At 70.2% G+C, this 17,399-nt stretch carries 15 protein-coding genes; 4 read left to right on the top strand and 11 right to left on the bottom strand.

From position 1 onward, the window contains the following. Positions 1 to 495, bottom strand: coding sequence for a SigE family RNA polymerase sigma factor (locus Ahu01nite_RS46200; RefSeq protein WP_203843111.1), 495 nt, complete (start codon positions 493 to 495; stop codon positions 1 to 3). A gap of 6 nt (positions 496 to 501) precedes the next feature. Further along, positions 502 to 1,407: a hypothetical protein gene (locus Ahu01nite_RS46195; RefSeq protein ID WP_203843110.1), complete on the bottom strand. Its 906-nt coding sequence runs from the start codon at positions 1,405 to 1,407 to the stop codon at positions 502 to 504. Between the two features lie 506 nt (positions 1,408 to 1,913). Here Ahu01nite_RS46195 and Ahu01nite_RS46190 point away from each other — a divergent pair. Beyond that, the gene (locus tag Ahu01nite_RS46190; RefSeq protein WP_203843151.1) at positions 1,914 to 3,920 is read left to right on the top strand and encodes an alpha-1,4-glucan--maltose-1-phosphate maltosyltransferase; all 2,007 of its coding nucleotides are present in this window, start codon (positions 1,914 to 1,916) and stop codon (positions 3,918 to 3,920) included. Next, the gene (locus Ahu01nite_RS46185; protein ID WP_239159681.1) at positions 3,917 to 4,285 is read left to right on the top strand and encodes a hypothetical protein; all 369 of its coding nucleotides are present in this window, start codon (positions 3,917 to 3,919) and stop codon (positions 4,283 to 4,285) included. The genes Ahu01nite_RS46190 and Ahu01nite_RS46185 overlap by 4 nt, the downstream gene beginning before the upstream one ends. Here Ahu01nite_RS46185 and Ahu01nite_RS46180 read toward each other — a convergent pair whose 3' ends face one another. Further along, entirely contained in the window at positions 4,286 to 5,179 is an 894-nt protein-coding gene (locus Ahu01nite_RS46180; RefSeq protein ID WP_307794771.1) for an aldo/keto reductase, read from the bottom strand. A 95-nt stretch (positions 5,180 to 5,274) separates the two neighbouring features. Next, a complete protein-coding gene (locus Ahu01nite_RS46175) occupies positions 5,275 to 5,730 on the bottom strand; it encodes a VOC family protein (protein ID WP_203843109.1) in 456 nt (151 codons plus the stop codon). A 63-nt stretch (positions 5,731 to 5,793) separates the two neighbouring features. Here Ahu01nite_RS46175 and Ahu01nite_RS46170 point away from each other — a divergent pair, with 63 nt between their 5' ends. After that, positions 5,794 to 6,765, top strand: coding sequence for a helix-turn-helix transcriptional regulator (locus Ahu01nite_RS46170; RefSeq protein WP_203843108.1), 972 nt, complete (start codon positions 5,794 to 5,796; stop codon positions 6,763 to 6,765). Positions 6,766 to 6,779: 14 nt separating this feature from the next. Here the strand turns inward: Ahu01nite_RS46170 and Ahu01nite_RS46165 are convergent, their stop codons facing one another. From Ahu01nite_RS46165 to Ahu01nite_RS46135, 7 genes are all read right to left on the bottom strand, one after another. After that, a complete protein-coding gene (locus Ahu01nite_RS46165; RefSeq protein WP_203843107.1) occupies positions 6,780 to 8,273 on the bottom strand; it encodes a cellulase family glycosylhydrolase in 1,494 nt (497 codons plus the stop codon). Between the two features lie 225 nt (positions 8,274 to 8,498). Then, complete coding sequence (locus tag Ahu01nite_RS46160) at positions 8,499 to 8,885, bottom strand: hypothetical protein (protein WP_203843106.1); 387 nt, start codon at positions 8,883 to 8,885, stop codon at positions 8,499 to 8,501. A 47-nt stretch (positions 8,886 to 8,932) separates the two neighbouring features. Next, complete coding sequence (locus Ahu01nite_RS46155) at positions 8,933 to 9,406, bottom strand: Rv0361 family membrane protein (RefSeq protein ID WP_203843105.1); 474 nt, start codon at positions 9,404 to 9,406, stop codon at positions 8,933 to 8,935. Between the two features lie 448 nt (positions 9,407 to 9,854). Continuing rightward, positions 9,855 to 10,358: an acyl-CoA thioesterase gene (locus tag Ahu01nite_RS46150; RefSeq protein ID WP_239159680.1), complete on the bottom strand. Its 504-nt coding sequence runs from the start codon at positions 10,356 to 10,358 to the stop codon at positions 9,855 to 9,857. A gap of 27 nt (positions 10,359 to 10,385) precedes the next feature. Further along, positions 10,386 to 11,081, bottom strand: coding sequence for a polyamine aminopropyltransferase (locus Ahu01nite_RS46145; protein ID WP_239159679.1), 696 nt, complete (start codon positions 11,079 to 11,081; stop codon positions 10,386 to 10,388). Positions 11,082 to 11,090: 9 nt separating this feature from the next. Beyond that, entirely contained in the window at positions 11,091 to 11,918 is an 828-nt protein-coding gene (locus Ahu01nite_RS46140) for an SDR family NAD(P)-dependent oxidoreductase (protein ID WP_203843103.1), read from the bottom strand. 67 nt (positions 11,919 to 11,985) lie between these two features. Continuing rightward, positions 11,986 to 12,966 carry a helix-turn-helix transcriptional regulator gene (locus Ahu01nite_RS46135; RefSeq protein WP_203843102.1) on the bottom strand — a complete coding sequence of 327 codons (981 nt, stop codon included), beginning with the start codon at positions 12,964 to 12,966 and terminating at the stop codon, positions 11,986 to 11,988. Positions 12,967 to 13,124: 158 nt separating this feature from the next. Between Ahu01nite_RS46135 and Ahu01nite_RS46130 the strand changes: the two genes are divergently transcribed. Further along, the gene (locus Ahu01nite_RS46130) at positions 13,125 to 17,351 is read left to right on the top strand and encodes a carboxypeptidase regulatory-like domain-containing protein (RefSeq protein WP_203843101.1); all 4,227 of its coding nucleotides are present in this window, start codon (positions 13,125 to 13,127) and stop codon (positions 17,349 to 17,351) included. The last annotated feature ends 48 nt before the right edge of the window (positions 17,352 to 17,399 follow it).

Genomic DNA, 17,399 nt, shown 5'->3' with positions numbered 1-17,399 from the left:
TCAGGCGAAGAGCGCCACCTGCTCCGGGGCGAGCAGCTCCTTCAGCTTCGACAGGGACCGCTTGGTCTGCGTCTTCACCACGCTGGCGGGCACGTTCAGGACCTCGGCGGTCTGCTCCACCGAATAGTCCTCGAAATAGCGCAGGATCACGATCGCTCGGTCCCGCGGGGGCAGCTGCGCCAGCGCGTCCAGCATCGTCAGGCGCAGATCCGGGCTGCCGGCATGCGCGACGTCCTCGAACTCCGGGACAGCCCGTTCGCTGGAGCTGCGCCGGCGCCGGTGGTCGAGGTAAGCCCGGAACAGCATCTTCTGCGCGTACGCCACAGGGTTGTCGGCTTGTGCGGCCTTGCGCCAGACGACGTAGAGCTTGGTCAGCGTGGTCTGGGTGAGGTCCTGGGCCAGATGCCAGTCCCGGCACAGCATGAACGCCGTCGCACGCAGCCGCTCCGCCGATGCCCGGGCGAAGACCTCGAACTCGTCGTCATAGTTCGCCATCGGCCCCTACCTCGCCTGGGCGGGCACGTCGGCGTACCTCTTGGCGCCGGCCACGACCAGCTCGGCGTCCATCGTGGTCCCCCAGCGCGCGTCCGACATGACCGCCACGGCCTCGTCGAGGGTGAGCGCCGGCTCGGCCGGCCTGCCGTCGTCGTCCAGGCAGGTCGCGATGTCCATCTCCAGATGGCCACCGGCCGGATAAGAGGCATAAACCACAGTGGACTGTACGCAGTTGGCGTCCGCCGCCGCGAACGTCTCGAGTTTCACCATGCCCGGCGTGGCACCCGTGTCCCGCAACGGCTTGAGCCATACCCGCAGCATGCCGGGCCCCTTGCCGGTGTCGAGATACACCTGCGCGAACAGCCCGTCATCGGAATTCGCCGCGAGTTTGCTGACCTTGCCCTTCGGCAGCAACTGCGTGAGCAGCTCCAGCACCGACTTGTCCGTCGCCGCCACCTGATTACCCGTCCCACGCTTGCCCCGCAGCGGCACGTCCCACATCTTGGATTCCGGAACCGCGCCCACACTCGTGCGGTACGGATAACTGACGTTCGGCGAGGGTGTCCCGCCCGCACTGCCACCCGAGGGCAGGACCTCGGACGGGTCAGCCACCGATGCCGGGGCCTCTGACGGCAGAGCCTCCGACGGCAGGGCCACAGACGCCGGGGCCCCTGACGGCAGGGCCCCGGCAGCCAGACCCGGCGCGGTGCGAGGGCTGCCCGCCGGCCACGAGACCACCGTCCCGGCCGCGACCACCCCCAGCACCGCGAACGCAGCACCCACCATCGCAGCCCGCCGCCGCCGCGCGATCCGCCGGCCGCCGTCCATCGCCACCGCCACGATGTCCCCCAGCGGCGGCGGGCGCTCCTCGCTCAGCTCGGAACGCATCAGCGCCCTAAGATCCTCGGTCACCCTCGTCCTTCCCCGCTCCCGCACTCCTCACCCCGGTAGACGCAACGACCCTGCACTCCCGTGACACACCCATCCAACATTTCTCCGATCGCGGCGACCTTCCCCTCCCGCACACCCCGGCACCCCGGCACTCGCCCGCGAACGACACCAGCAGCAGGTGCGCCATCTCGTCGTCAGCCGGGTCGGTCAGCCAGCCGGCCGTGGCGCTCCCCACGAGCGCGCTGACCGGGAGCACCTCCACCGGCTCCCACTTCATGCTGCCTCCAGCGCGCGCTGGACAAGACACCGCCCACCTCGACGATGCGGCGCTCGTTGGAGTCGATCGTGTGACGGTTCGAAATCAGCTGTCGCTCCGGCGTACCCGCTGCAGTTGGTGAAGGTCCCGGCAGTGACCTCGATGTCGCGGATCGGGGCCTGCCAGTGCTCGGAGAGGGCGCGTTCCATGAAAGACATCCCAACACAGCGGTATGACAAAAAATGGGTTAGCGTCGTCCGTTGTGACGAGAATGCCCTGGCCAGGTGCGGCCCGGCGGCCGATCGGCCGTATCCCCGTGGTGGACGTCGCCCCGGTTGTCGACGGTGGCAACAGGCCGGCGAAATCGGTGGTCGGCGAGGAGTTCGCGGTGACCGCGACCGTGTTCCGGGAGGGACACGAGGCGGTGAGTGCCACCGTCGTGCTCACCGACCCGCTCGGCGGTGTGCACCAGCTGCCGATGACCCGGGTCAATGCCGGGCTGGACGCCTGGTCGGCCACGGTGAGCGCGGACCGGACGGGGTCGTGGTCCTACCGGGTCGAGGGCTGGTCCGACCCGTACGGCACCTGGAACCACGACGCCGTGATCAAGGTCGGTGCCGGGGTGGACGTCGAGCTGATGCTCGAGGAGGGCGCGCAGGTCCTCGAGCGGGCCGTGGCGGAGGTGCCCCGGAGCAAGGAGCAGGCCGCCGCGCTGACCGACGCGATCGCCGGGCTGCGCGACACCCGGGACGAGCCGGAGGTGCGGCTGGGTGCGGGCGTCTCCGCGGCCGTCCGGGGCGAGCTGGCCGCCCGGCCGCTGCGGGACCACGTCTCGGCCTCCCCGGAGCATCCGTGGCTGGTCGAACGCGACCGCGCCCTCTACGGCGCCTGGTACGAATTCTTCCCCCGCTCCGAGGGCGCGACGTTCACCGACGGCACGTGGAGCAGCGGCACGTTCGCCACGGCGGCGGAGCGCCTCACCGCGGTCGCCGCCATGGGTTTCGACGTCATCTATCTGACCCCGATCCACCCGATCGGCGAGGTCAACCGCAAGGGCCGCAACAACTCACTGCATTCAACACCCTACGATCCGGGCTCACCGTACGCGATCGGCTCCGCCCAGGGCGGCCACGACGCGATCCACCCCGACCTGGGTACGTTCGCCGACTTCGACGACTTCACCGCGCGGGCCCGCGCGCTCGGCCTGGAAGTGGCCCTGGACCTGGCGCTGAACTGCGCCCCCGACCACCCCTGGGTCACCGAGCATCCGGAGTGGTTCACGACGCGGGCGGACGGCTCCATCGCGTACGCGGAGAATCCGCCCAAGAAGTACCAGGACATCTACCCGCTGAACTTCGACAACGACCCCGAGGGCCTGTACGAGGAGCTCCTGCGCGTCGTCCGGCTCTGGATCGGCCACGGCGTCACGATCTTCCGGGTCGACAACCCGCACACCAAGCCGCTGGGCTTCTGGGAGCGGCTGATCGCCGAGGTCGCCGCCGAGCACCCCGGCATCATCTGGCTCGCGGAGGCGTTCACCCGCCCGCCGATGATGCACACCCTGGCGAAGATCGGGTTCCAGCAGTCGTACACCTATTACACCTGGCGGCACACCAAGAGCGAGATCCAGGAGTACGCGACGGAGCTCGCCGGTCCGGCCGCCGCCTACATGCGCCCGAGTTTCTGGCCCACCACGCACGACATCCTGACCCCGTTCCTGCAGCACGGCGGCCCGGCCGCGTGGAAGATGCGCGCCGCGCTCGCCGCGACGCTGGTGCCGACGTACGGGATCTACGCCGGCTACGAACTGCGGGAACACGTCGCGCGCCCGGGTGCCGAGGAGCAGATCGACAACGAGAAGTACGAGTACAAGAACCGTCACTGGGACGAGCAGAACGACACCCTGGCGCCGTACCTCACCCGCCTGAACGAGATCCGCCGCGCCCACCCGGCCCTGCACTGGCTGCGCAACCTGCGATTCCACTACTCGGACGACGACAACATCCTGGTCTTCTCCAAGTCCCGCCGCGTCTACGACCGCGACGACACCATCCTCGTGGTGGCCAACCTCGCCCCCGACCAATCCCGCGACACGGTCATCCATCTCACCATGCCGGAGCTCGGCCTCGGCTGGCACGACACCTTCACCGCCCACGATCTCATCACCGGCGAACACTGGAACTGGTCCGAACACAACTTCATCCGCCTCGGCCCCGAGTCGGAACCGGTCCACATCGTCCACGTCTCCTCGGACAACCGCTGGGACCAGCACGCATGACCGACCCGGTACGCCGCCGCTTCCTCGACGCGGCGGTCGTGCCGGCACCACCGCCGTGGCACCAGGTCGCGTGCGCGGCGGTGGGCGGCCTGGTCGGGGTCGGCTTCGCACCGGACCCGGCCACCGGGCGCGAACTACTGATGGCGGTCAGCCACAACGGCCACGGCCTCTTCGACCCGGCGAGCGGCGAACTCCTCGCCCGTGACGAGGACCCGGCGACCCTCTACCCCGACGACGAGGAGCTGACCTGCGCCGGCCCCGGGTCACTCGCAGGCAAGCCGGTGCTCCGGGTCGTGGGGTTCTCCCCCTCGGGCAGCACGCTAGTTGCGGCGACGACCAGTGACGTCACCATCTTGGCGCGCTGATCAGGCTGCTGCGGGGCGGTCGGCGAGTCGGCGGCGGCGGAGGGCAGCCTGGTTGAGTGGGGGTGAGACGTAGGCGATGTCGAGCGTGCCCGGGTTCGTCCCGGGCGCGACGACCTCGTCGATCCGGTCGAGGGTGGTGTCGTCGAGGGTGGCGGCGGCACCCGCGAGCAGGTCGTCGAGCTGGGCCATCGTGCGGGGCCCGATGATGGCCGAGGTGACCGCGGGATGGCTGATGGCGAAGGCCAGCGCCAGGTGGGTCAGCGACAGGCCCGCCTCGGCGGCGATCGGGACGAGCCGCTCGACGGCGTCGTGGTTGCGCTGGTCGGTCATGTGCTTCGGCACCCAGTGCATGCGCCCGGCCGAGGGTTGCTCACCGCCTTTCCGGAAACGGCCGGTGAGCAGGCCCGACGCGAGGGGGCTCCAGACCAGGGTGCCGAGGCCGTACCGTTCGCAGACCGGCAGGACGTCGCGTTCGATGCCGCGGTTGAGGATCGAGTACGTGGGTTGCTCGGTGCGGAACCGGGCCAGCCCACGGCGTTCGGAGACCCACTGGGCCTCCACGATCTCCGCGGCGGGCAGGTTGGAGTGGCCGATCGCGCGTACCTTGCCGGCCCGCATCAGGTCGGTCAGGGCTGACAGGGTCTCCTCGATGTCGGTGCCGGGTTCGGGGTGGTGGACCTGGTAGAGGTCGATGTGGTCGACGCCGAGGCGCCGCAGGGAGTCCTCGAGGGCGGTGACGATCCAGCGCCGGGAGTTGCCACGCCGGTTGGGGTCATCACCCATGGCGCCGTTGAACTTGGTGGCGAGCACGACGTCGTCGCGGCGGCCTCGCAGGGCCTTGCCGACGATGCGCTCGGTCTCGCCGTCGCCGCCGTACACGTCGGCGGTGTCGATGAAGTTGATGCCCGAGTGAGGCCGCCGGGGACGGCGACCACAGGCCGGGGTGGGCCGAGGCCGCCGGGCACGGCGGCCCCGGACCGGGGAGTACGTCAGGCGGCGGCGGTGACCTGGAGGATCCAGGTGACGCCGAAGCGGTCGGTCAGCATGCCGAAGCCGGGCGAGAACGGCGACGGGCCGAACTTCTCGATCACTTCGGCGCCGTCGGCCAGCGCCTCCCACAGCGGGCTGACCTCGTCGACGGTCTCCCCGGCGACGGAGACGAAGAACTTCTCGCCGGTCAGCGTCATGCCCTGCGACCGGGTGGTGGCGGTCGGCGCGGCGGGCGCCGGGGACTGGCTGGGGGCGTCGTACGCCATGATCCGGAAGCCGTTGTCGGCCGTGACCTGGCCGAAGACGACCTTGCCGGCGTCGGGCAGATCCTTGGGCATCCCGAAGTCGGCGTACGCGACGACCGTGAGGTGGCCGCCGAACACCGACTGGTAGAACTCGAGGGCCTCACGGGCTTCGCCGCGGAAGTTGAGGTGGGTCGTGGTGGTGATCGTCATGCGGCCAAGATTCGCAGCGGTAGGTGCCAGGAAGTGTCACCTACTTCAGGCAGAATCGGATTCATGCCGAAAACCTCAGCCCGACTGCTGGCCCTGCTGTCGTTGCTGCAGACCCGCCGGGACTGGTCCGGCACGGTCCTCGCGGACCGGCTCGACATCAGCCTGCGCACCGTACGCCGCGACGTCGACCGGCTCCGCGAGCTCGGCTACCCCATCGCCGCGATCAAAGGCCCCGACGGCGGTTACCGGCTCCGGGCCGGCACCGAGCTGCCCCCGCTGCTGTTCGACGACGAGCAGGCGGTCGCCCTCACCGTCGCCCTGCAGATCGCCGCGACCACCCCGGGCAACGGTCTCGCCGAGGCCGCCGAACGCGCGCTGGCCACCATCCGGCAGGTCCTGCCCTCCCGGCTGCGGCACCGCATCAACGCACTGCAGGTAACCGCCGTCGAACGGCCCATGACCAAGCCGGCCACCCCGGTCGACGGCGACACCCTGCTGGCCATCAGCAACGCCGTCCACGCCCGCGAGATCCTGCGCTTCGACTACGGCGACAGCACCCGCCGCGCCGAGCCCCACCACGTCATCACCTGGGACGGCCGCTGGTACCTGATCGCCTGGGACCTCGACCGCGACGACTGGCGTACGTTCCGCGCCGACAAGATCGCCCTGCGCACCCCGAACGGCCCTCGGTTCGCGCCGCGTGAACTGCCCGGAGGCGACGTCGCCACGTATGTCACCAGCACGTTCCGTGGTTCGGGCGACGCCACGGGACGATGGCCCTGCCAGGGCACGGTGATCCTCGACCTGCCCGCGGCGACCGTGGCCCTCTACACCCGCGACGGCCTGGTCGAGGAGGTCAGCGCCGATCGGTGCCGGCTCACTCTCGGGTCGTGGTCCTGGCCCAGCCTGGCGGCGGCGATCGCCCGCTACGACGCCGACATCGAGGTGGCCGGCCCCGCCGAACTCTCCGACGCCTTCACGCACCTCGCCGGCCGTTTCACCCGGATCGGGGCGAAACGTGCCGGCGAGGCGTGACGGGAACTACGTACTCAGCTGGTCGGGAAGTTGTCCGCCGTACGGATGCGGCTGCGCAGCAGGGCACCCGATTCGGTGAGGACGCCCGTGCCGGTGAAGGTGCCGCTCGCGCAGGTGCCCTTCTTCAGCGCGCCGCTGCCCTCGTCCGCGTCGGAGAACGTCCAGTTGGCGTAGCTGATCTTCAGCCGGTCGAGCAGGTCGAGCCAGGCCGTGCTGCTGGCCGTGTCGACCGCGCCGCCGCCGCTGGCGGAGACCGTGCCGAACTCGGTGACGAACAGCGGCAGCGAGGACGCCGCCTTGCTGACCTCGTCGCGGTAGTTGTCCTTGTGGGACGCCGCGTAGAAGTGGAACGTGTACATGATGTTCGTGGCCTTGACCGGGTTCGCGATGATCTCGCTCGACGAGGAGCCGTCCGAGACGCCCAGCGAGGACCAGCCGCGGGTGCCGACGATGATCACGGCGTCCGGGTCGTTCGCGCGGATGACCGGGATGACCTGCTCGGCGTAGCTCTTGATGCCGGCCCAGCTGACACCGTTGGGCTCGTTCGCGATCTCGTAGATGACATTCTTCTTGGCGGCGTTGCGGGCGCTGACCGCGGCGAAGAACGTCTTGGCCCGGTCCAGGTTGTAGTTCGGGTCACCGGGCGTGAGCGTGTGGAAGTCGATCAGCGCGTACATGCCGCGGGCCTCGGCGCTGTCGACCAGACCGTTGACCTGGCTGGTGAACGCGGCCGGGTTGGTCTCGTAACCACCCTCCTGCACGTACATCGCGATGCGCAGCAGGTCGGCGTTCCAGTCGTTCGCGAGCGCGTCCAGCGAGGCGTTCGTGTAGCAGTTGGCGAACCACTGCAGTCCGTGCGTACTCATGCCGCGCAGTTGAATGGCCTTGTTGTACTGGTTGCACAGGTTCACACCGCACACGTGCAGCAGGCCGTTGATCCCCAGCGGAGTGCCGGACGCGGCGGGCGTCGTCGTGGCGGGCGCGGTGGTCGGTGCCGTGGTGCGCGACGGGGAGACCGAGGCGGTGGGAGACGGCGAGGAGGTCGTCGGGGCCACGGTCACAGGCTTTGACGGTACGGGCGAAGCAGCTGGACTTGACGTCGCAGCCGAGGTGGGCGTCGCCGTGAGACCGCAGTCGGCGCCGTTCACCTTGCAGCTCGTGGGCCGCCCGGTGCCGTTGACGATCATCCCGAACTCGGTCGTGGCACCCGCGGCGATCGTCGCGTTCCACCCGGCCGGGGTGAACGTGTAGTTGCTGCCCGACACGGCCTGCGTCGCGTTCCACACGTTGATCACCGACGTGCCGGCCGGCATCGTCAGCTCCACCTTCCAGTCGGTGATCTTCTTGTCCGCGGCGACGACGACGCTGGCCTGGTAGCCGGAGCCCCACGAATTCGTTACGGTGAACGCGGCGGTCTCCGCGGAGGCCGGCATCGCGATCAGTGCCACCGCCGAGGCCGCGGCGACCACCGCGCCGGCCGCGAGGAGCTTGAGTTTTACCTTGCGCATGCGGGAACTCCGGGGACTCGGGGAAAGGCGGCGACCTGGGAGCGCTCCCAGGTCGGCCCGACTCTAAACCGCAGATCCACTGCCAGGCAAAACTTCCTTTTGTACGCCTTAAGTCGACGCACCGTCCTCTTCACCCCGGCCCAGCCTTCACCCCGGCCCAGCCTTCACCCCGGCCCAGCCTTCACCCCGGCCCAGCCTTTATCGCGGCTCAGCCTTCATCGCGGCTCAGTCCGAGGTGAACAGTCCCTGGATGCCGACGAGGATCGCGATGATCCCGAAGATCGCGAGCAGCAACTGCGCCCCCGCGACCCCACCCCGCTCACCGGTCCCCAGCGGCTTGCGCCCGGTCAGCCGGTCCCACAGCAACAGCACCCCGACCGCGATCCCGACGATCTCGAAGTGGAACACGTGCGGCCCCGAGAACACGTGCACAATCAGGTAGTAGCCGCCCGCCACCAGCGCGACGATCCCGACGATCCACCCCCACGGCGCGATCTTGGCGGCGAACCTCCCGAACCCGTCCCCGACGGACGGCAGCCGCGTGAGCAGCGGAACGGCGAGCAGCAGCCCGCCCAGAATGTTGGCGAGATCGAGCAGCAACGCCATCAACATGACCGGAATTCCCTCCCCTAGCGAAGATCGACGGGGAGCCTAGTGCCCTACACGGGGAAAGCGCACACCTTCCACCGCTCCCCCTCCTCCTGCACGACGTAGACCTCGTCGCTCCTGCTCCCGTCGGCCCGCTGCAGTTCGACGCGCACGGTCGCCTGCCCCCGCGCGTAATCCACGCTCGTATCCGTGATCGCGAACCCGCTCACGTCCTGCTTGCGCCCGGCCAGATCCTCCTGCGCATAGTTCCCTCGGGCGTCCTCGCACAGCCCGTCCCAGCCCTGCTGACTGAGCCCGTCCCGGCTGTCCTCGATAAACACGCTGGTCGCCTCGTTGACGTCGCTCTCGACATCGGACACATGCTTGACCCCGAGCACCAGCCGAACGATCCCGAACGCGCACCCCGCCGCGAACACCAGCGCCACCGAGACCAGCACGATCAACCAGGTCCGGCGCTTACGCGGCGGCGGAGCGAAGACGGGGACGGCAGGGCTGGGCGAAAACGACGGCGGCGGCAAAGTCACCGCGCCACGATAGTGGTTGGACGGACCTGCCGTGCACCCCAGTTAGGTTGTGTGCAATTAAGTTGTGCACAACTTAATTGCACACAACCTAACTGGCGGATGAGTGGGTGGTAACGGGGTGACACCGCCGCACCCGGCCCGCTTGTCGGCGGGCGACAGACCCGGCGACGGGCTCGGCCGGTTTCCGCACACCCCGGCCCGCTCGTAAGTGGGCGTCACGACCCAGCGACAAGCCCGGCCGGTTTCCGCACACCCCCGCCCGCTCGTAAGTGGGCGTCACGACCCAGCGACAGACCCGGCCGGTTTCCGCACACCCCCGCCCGCCAGTGGGTGGGCGTCACGACCCAGCGACAGACCCGGCCGGTTTCCGGACGCCCCGGCCCGCTCGTCAATGGGCGTCACGACCCAGCGACAGGCCCGGCCGGGGCCGGGCGAAAATAAGGTCCTGTTAAAGGTGTTCGGGTTCGGCGAGGGCGCGGCGCAGGGCGAGACGGTGCTCGCGGCGGATCTCGGCGCGGCGGAAGTTGCGACGGTCCTCGTCGGTTTCCGGGAGTAGCGGCGGGATGCGGCGGGGCTTGCCGTCGTCGTCGACCGCGACCATGACCAGGTGCGATGTGGCGACCATCGTGGCCGGCACCGCCCGGTCCCAGCGGTCCGCGGTGACGGTGACCGCGACCTCCATCGAGCTGCGCCCCGCCCACGTGATCCGGGCCAGCACGTGCACCACGTCACCGACCCGCACGGCCTGCAGGAACGCGGTCTCGTCCATCGCCGCGGTGACCGCCGGCCCGTCGGAGTGCCGGGCCGCCACCACCCCGGCCACCGAGTCGATCAGGTTCAAGATTCGGCCGCCGTGGACCGTACCCATCAGGTTGGTGTGGTGTTGATCCATGATCTGGGACAACGTCAGCTCGGACGCCGAAGGCGGCCTGCCCTCCAGCACGGCGGTCATGATCATGATCATAACCGCGCGTGGTGGTCAGCTCGCGACGTAGACCGTGTTGGCGGATTCGCCGCCGGTGAGCGGGTTGGGAAAAGCCACGACGTGGGCCTGCCAGGCCGGGAAGACCTCGCCGAGCACAGCGGTGAAGTCGTCGTCCGGCGGGTCGTCGGACCACAGGGCGAAGACGCCACCCGGGTGCAGGTGGGAGGCCAGGCGGCGCAGGCCGTCGGGGGTGTAGAAGCTCGCGTGGCTGGGGTGCAGCACGTGCCGGGGTGAGTGGTCGACGTCCAGCAGGATGGCGTGGAAGCCGTGGCTGTCGTCGAAGCCTTCCGGGGACGCGGCGAGGGCGAAGAAGTCGCCCTGCTGCAGGAGGGTGCGCGGGTCGCCGGTCAGTCGTTCGGACAGCGGGAGCAGGCCGCGCTCGTGCCACTCGATCACCTGGCCGAGCGCGTCGACGACCCGCAGCGAGCGCACCCGGGGATCGTCGAGCGCGGCCCCCGCCGTGTAACCGAGGCCCAGGCCACCGACGACGACGTCGAGTTCAGCTCCCGGGGTAGCCGCCAGACCGAGACGGGCGAGTTCGATCTCCGCGACCGTGAACAGGCTCGACATGAGGAAGTCGTCGTCGAGCTTGACCTCGTACACGTCGACCTTGAGGGCCGGGTCGAGGCGCCGGCGCAGGCTGATCGCCCCCATCGGGGTTTCCTGCCAGTCGAGCTCCGCGAATCGCACGGCCGGACCTTACGCCACCCAGGCGCTGGTCGCGCCGACGACGCGCGAGCCGTCCAGATCCGCCAGGGACAGACCGGCGAAGGTGCGGGCGTTGTCCGAGGTCTGCCAGCGGAACTGCGGGGCCGGGGTCAGACAGGCTTCGATCACGGTACGCGCGGCGTCCGGCGCACTCTGTGCGTTGGCGAAGCTTCCCGAGGCCCGCTTCAGGTACGCCGCCAGCAGCCCGGCATACGGATCGCCGGCCGCCGTCCCGCCCACGTTCCCCGCCACGTTGCTGACGAAGTCGCTGGCCACGGCCCCGGGTTCGACGATGCTGACGCCGATGCCGAACGCCGCCACGACCGGTGCCAGGGACTGCATCAGCCCCTCGACCGCGAACTTCGCCCCGCAGTACGCGTCGGAGAACGGCTGCCCGACCACCCCGCCGACACTGCTGACCGTGACGATCCTCCCCCGCCCGGCCGCCCGCATGCCCGGCAGCACGAGCCGGGTCAGCACGGCGACGCCCACGTAGTTCACCTCGAGCTGCGCGCGCAGGTCGCCGGTGCTGAGCTGCTCCAGCGTGGCGACCGAGCCACGGCCCGCGTTGTTCACCAGCACGTCGACCCGCCCGAGCTCCGCGACCAGTGCGGTGGCCTGCGCCTCGTCGGTGACGTCAAGAGCGCGTACCTCCAGGGTCACGCCGTTCTCCTGCGCCACGGCCCGCAGCCGATCCGCCCTGCCCGGGTCCCGCATGGTCGCCACGACCCGCAGCCCGGCCGCGGCGAGCCCGACCGCGGTGTGCAGCCCGATGCCGCTCGACGTGCCGGTCACCAGGGCAAGTTGTTGATCACTCATGCGTACCAGTGTTGCAGGCAGATTTCCGTAGCCGGTGACGCCACGACCCCCGCGCGTGACGAGCACCTCATAGCCAGTCGCGGCGTACGGCCTCCATGCCGGCCTGGAAGCGGGTGCGGGCGCCGAGGCGCTCCAGCAGGGCGTGCAGGTGGCGCTGCACCGTGCGCACGCTCCAGCCGAACGTACGCGCGATCACCGCGTCGGTGGCACCGCTCGCCAGCAGGGTCAGCAGCTGCCGTTCCTGCGGGCCGAACGTCTCGTCGTCGATGCGGGTCTCCGTCCGGGTGATCGGGGTGGCCCGGTCCCACGTCGCCTCGAACAGGCCGATCGTCAGATCCAGGAGCGAGGACGGATGCAGCACGTACGCGAGCTCGTCGTGATGGTCCGCCGCGGAGCTGACGATCGCCGCGGTGCCGTCGCTGATCACGATCTTGGCCGGTAGCGTGCCGCCGGCCCGGGCCCGTTCGCCGCGCCGGATGCCCTCGAGGATGTTGTCCATCCGGCCGGGCAGCGACAGCGACTCCGCGTCGTAGACGACCCGGTAGCCGACCCGCCCGGCCTGCAGGTGGTCGCGTTCCTCGAGGTTGGGGCCCTCGTCGCCGTGCTCGCCGGGCGGGACGAAGTACGGCGGCTTGTCGAACGAGCGCACCTCGTAGCGGGCCGAGCGCTGGATCTGGACGAACGCGCGGTACACCTTGGACGAGCCTTCGATGATCTCGACGCTGCGGGGGCGCTGCCGGGCCGACTGCTCCGCGTGGAACGCCTCGTCGAGCCGGTTGAGGTGCTGCTGGAGCCGGCCCAGCTCGTGCTCCCGCTTGGCGATCAGCACCGAGCCCGCGAGGGACGGGGCGACGGCGGCGTAGCGGGCGGGGCGGCCGGGCGTACGCGTGACAAGCCCCCGCCCGACCAGAGTGGCCAGCGCGCGGGTGATCCGGGCCGGGGTGAGCCCGGTGCGACCGGCGAGCCCGGCAACCGTGGCCTGCCCGGGCGCGATCAGCGCCTCGTAGACCTTCGCCTCGACCTCGGGGATACCGACGGTCTCCCACATACGCGCTCCCCATGATCATCGGTGGCCTGTCGTAAAAGTGCCACCTGTCATAAAGCCGCATCGACGATCATCTTGTCCAGCGTGGCGCCAACATGTCAGGTTCACTCCACACTGCATGGTCGCCCTCCGACCTGCCCCGCGTTGTGATGGGAATATCGATGAAACGCGAGTTGTGGCTCAAACGACTCCTCTCCGCCCCCGCTGTGGCCCTCATGGTCGCGGGCCTGATCTCCGTCACTCCGGCAGCTCCGGCCACCGCGGCGCCCGCCGCCGAGTTCGTCCCGGCCGGCTGCAACAAGCCGCAGCCGTTCGCCGGCCCCGATGAGGTGCCCACCGCGCAGTGCTTCGCGGTCGCCCTCGCCACCTCCGCGGGCAAGCTGTCGAAGCGCACCGCCGCCGCCGGCCCGCTGCCGACCGCGCTGGGCCCGGCCGAGATCCAGCAGGCGTACGCCCTGCCCGCCGACGCCGGCGCGGGCCTGACCGTCGCCATCGTCGACGCGTACGGCTATGACAACGCCGAGGCCGACCTGGCCGTCTGGCGCGACCACTACGGCCTGACCCCGTGCACCACCGACAACGGCTGCTTCCGCAAGATCGACCAGCGCGGCGGCACGGACTACCCGGTGCAGGACAGCGGCTGGGCCATGGAAACGGCCCTCGACCTCGACGCCGTCTCCGCGTCCTGCCCCAAGTGCAACATCCTGCTCGTGCAGGGTGACAGCGCCAACATGGCCGACCTGGGCGAGGCCGTGAACACCGCCGCCGCCCTGGGTGTCACGGCGATCTCCAACTCGTACGGCATGAACTACGAGACGCCGTACGCGCAGGAGTTCGACCAGTACTACGACCACCCCGGCGTCGCGATCACCGTCTCCAGCGGCGACGACGGCAACGTGCAGAGCTACCCGGCCACCAGCCCGCTGGTCACCGGCATCGGCGGCACGTACCTCGCCCGCGACGACTCGGCCCGTGGCTGGGCCGAGACCGCGTGGGACGAGGCCGGTTCCGGCTGCTCCGACTACGAGCCGAAGCCCGACTTCCAGACCGGCATCGCCACGAACTGCGCCAGCCGCGCCTCCGCGGACATCTCCGCGGTCGCCGACCCGGCCTCGGGCCTGTCCGTCTACGGCACGTTCGGCCTCGACGGCTGGTCCCAGATCGGTGGCACGTCGCTGTCCGCGCCGCTCGTCGCCGGCATGTACGCGCTGGCCGGCAAGCCCACCCCGGGCACCTACCCGGTCACGTACCCGTACGCCGGTGGTCGTGGCCTGTTCGACGTCACCGAGGGCATCAACGGCAGCTGCGGCAACGTTTTGTGCCAGGCCGGTCCCGGCTGGGACGGCCCGACCGGGCTCGGCAGCCCGCAGGGTGTCACCGCGCTGACCCTCGGCGACATCGGCCAGGTCACCGGCACGGTCACCGCCGCCGGCCAGCCGCTCGCCGGGGCGACCATAACCGCGACCGGCGCCGAGGGCGCCCACTTCACCGCGACGACGGACGCCGACGGCACCTACGACCTGTTCGCGACCGCGGGCACGTACACGCTGACCACGACGAAGTTCGGCTACGCCACCGGCACCGCCGCCGGCGTCGTCATCACCACCGGCGAGCAGGTCACCACGAACTTCACGCTGACCACGCTCGCGAGCAAGGTCGTCAGTGGCAAGGTCACCGACGGTTCGGGGCACGGCTGGCCGATGCGCGCGAAGCTCACCATCGACGGCTACCCCGACGGCGCGTTCTACTCCGACGCGTTCTCCGGTGAGTACTCGGTGAACCTGCCCGTCGGCACGGACTACACCGTGCACGCCGAGGCCGCGGACCTGACCGGGTACCAGGCGCAGACGTTCACCGTCGCGGTCAAGAACGCCAACGTGAAGAAGAACATCGCGCTGCCGGTCGACGCGGAGTCCTGTGCCGCACCCGGGTACGCGATCACGCACACCGGCCTGTTCGAGGACTTCACCGGCTGGACCGGCACGGACGTCAAGGACGGCTGGACCGTCACCGACGCGGCCGGAACCGGCCAGACCTGGAACTTCGACAACGCTCGCTACAACACGCCCCCGGGCAGCGACGGTGACATCGCGCTCATCGACTCCGACGTGTGGGGCGAGACCGGCAAGCAGGACTCCACCCTCGTGTCGCCGGTCGTCGACCTCAGCGGTCACGCGAACCCGGTGATCGGTTTCGACACCACGTACATCGGCTTCCCCGACCAGACCGGCTCCGTCGACCTGAGCCTGGACGGCGGCACCACCTGGACCACCGTCTTCGACATGTGGACCTGGATCGACCACTTCGAGCTCGCGGTCCCGCAGGCCGCCGGGCACAGCGACGTCCGGCTCCGGTTCCACTACACGGGTAGCTGGAGCCGCAGCTGGCAGGTAGACAACGTCCTGATCGGCACGAACGTCTGCGCCCCCGTCGCGGGCGGGCTGGTCGCCGGGTTCGTCTCCGACGCCAACACCGGCAAGCCGCTCACCGGCGCGGTCGTCACCAGCGACCCGCACCCGACGGAGTTCGCCGTCACCACCGCGACACCCGAGGACCCGGCGCTCGCCGACGGCTACTACTGGCTGTTCAGCTCGCAGACCGGCAGCGTCCCGCTGAGCGTCACGGACGGGTTCTACACCGCCGCGAAGACCAAGGTCTCCGTCAAGGCGAACGCGCTCAAGCAGGTCAACGTCAAGCTCACCGCCGGGCTGCTGACGGTCAACCGCGGCGATCTCGCGTACGAGGAGACGCTCGGCGACAAGTCGAGCCAGACCCTGACGTTCGGCAACGACGGTGCCGTAGCGGTGAAGGTCCACCTCGGTGAGGACCCGGGCGGCTTCACCCCGCTCGCCGGCACCGCCACCGGCACCGGCGCGCCGGATCTGCGCGTACCCACCGAACTCAGCACCGGCGACGTGGCGGGCACGTCCACGGCGCAGGACACCGCCACCCCGCGCCAGGCAAACCCCGCGGCCCTGCCCTGGTCGGACCTCACCGACTACCCGGTGCCGGTGATGGACAACGTCGCCGCCGCCCACGACGGCAAGGTCTACTCGGTCGGCGGCACCAGCGGCTACACCCGTTACAGCAGCGCCTACGTCCTCGACCCGGAAACCCAGCAGTGGTCGGCGATCGCGGAACTGCCCAAGCCGATCGCGGGCCTCACCGGCGGCTTCATCGGCGACAAGCTGTACGTCACCGGCGGCTGGGACGGCAGCACGGGCCTCAACCGCGCTACGTACGCGTACGACCCGGCCACGAACGCCTGGACCCAGGTCGCGGATCTGCCCGGACCCGCCTCGGTCTCCGGCACGGCTGTGGTCGCAGGCAAGCTCTACGTCGTCGGCGGCTGCTCCACCGGCGGCAGCGCGTGCACCCAGAGCGACAAGGTCTACCGCTACGACCCGGCCACCGACGTGTGGAGCACCGCCCCGGCGTACCCGAGCGTGGTCGCGTACCTCGCCTGCGGTGGCCTTCAGGACGAGCTCGTCTGCGCCGGCGGCACGGCGGGTGGCGGCAGGACGCTGAGCGACACGTACACCCTGAAGCCCGGCGCGACCGCCTGGGTGACGAAGGCAGCCATGCCGGGTGACGTGTGGGGCGGCGCCGCGACGGCGGCGAACGGCAAACTCCAGATCATCGGTGGCGCGGTCGCCGGTGGTACGGCCCTGAGCAACCAGGCCGTCGAGTACGACCCAGCCGCCGACGCCTGGACCAGGCTCCCGAACGCCAACAACGCCACCTACCGGGGCGCGGCCGCGTGCGGTCTCTACACGGTCGGCGGCGCGATCGGCAGCTCGTTCTCCACGTGGTGGGTGCAGAACCTCGCCGGCTACGGCGACTGCGGCCAGGACGTCTCCTGGCTCTCCGCGAACAAGACGGACTTCACCGTCCAGCCCGGCCGCACGGTCACCGTCAAGGTCACCGCGGACTCGTCGAAGCTGTCCCAGCTCGGCACGTACCAGGCCAAGCTCAACGTCACGACCAACACGCCCTACCGCGACGTCCCGCCGGTCACGGTCTCGCTGACCACGACCCCGCCCGCGAGCTGGGGCCAGCTCACCGGCACGGTCAAGGACAAGGCCGGCAAGGTCATCGGCGGCGCCACGGTGGCGCTCTGCCCGGCGTACGACCTGGCAACGGGCGAATGCGGCCCGACGACGTACACGCTGAAGACCGACGCCGCGGGTGCCTGGCACCTCTGGCTCGACAGCGCGGGCAACCCGGTCCAGATCATCGCCGCCAAGGACGGCTACACCCCGGCGATGAAGATCGCCACGATCAAGAAGGGTGAGACGGTCACGGCCGACTTCGCCCTCGCCGCCAACGCCGCGATGAGCGCGGCCAAGGTCGGCGCGTACCTGACCGAGACCATGCAGAGCAAATAGCCCTCGGGGCAGACAGCTTTCTTGGGGGAGGCGAGCCGGGCAGCGGGA

Source organism: Winogradskya humida (assembly GCF_016862215.1).
In the GTDB taxonomy this organism is placed as follows: domain Bacteria; phylum Actinomycetota; class Actinomycetes; order Mycobacteriales; family Micromonosporaceae; genus Actinoplanes; species Actinoplanes humidus.
Note: the sequence above shows the minus strand (reverse complement) of the source record. Positions and strands in the feature narration are given on the sequence as shown.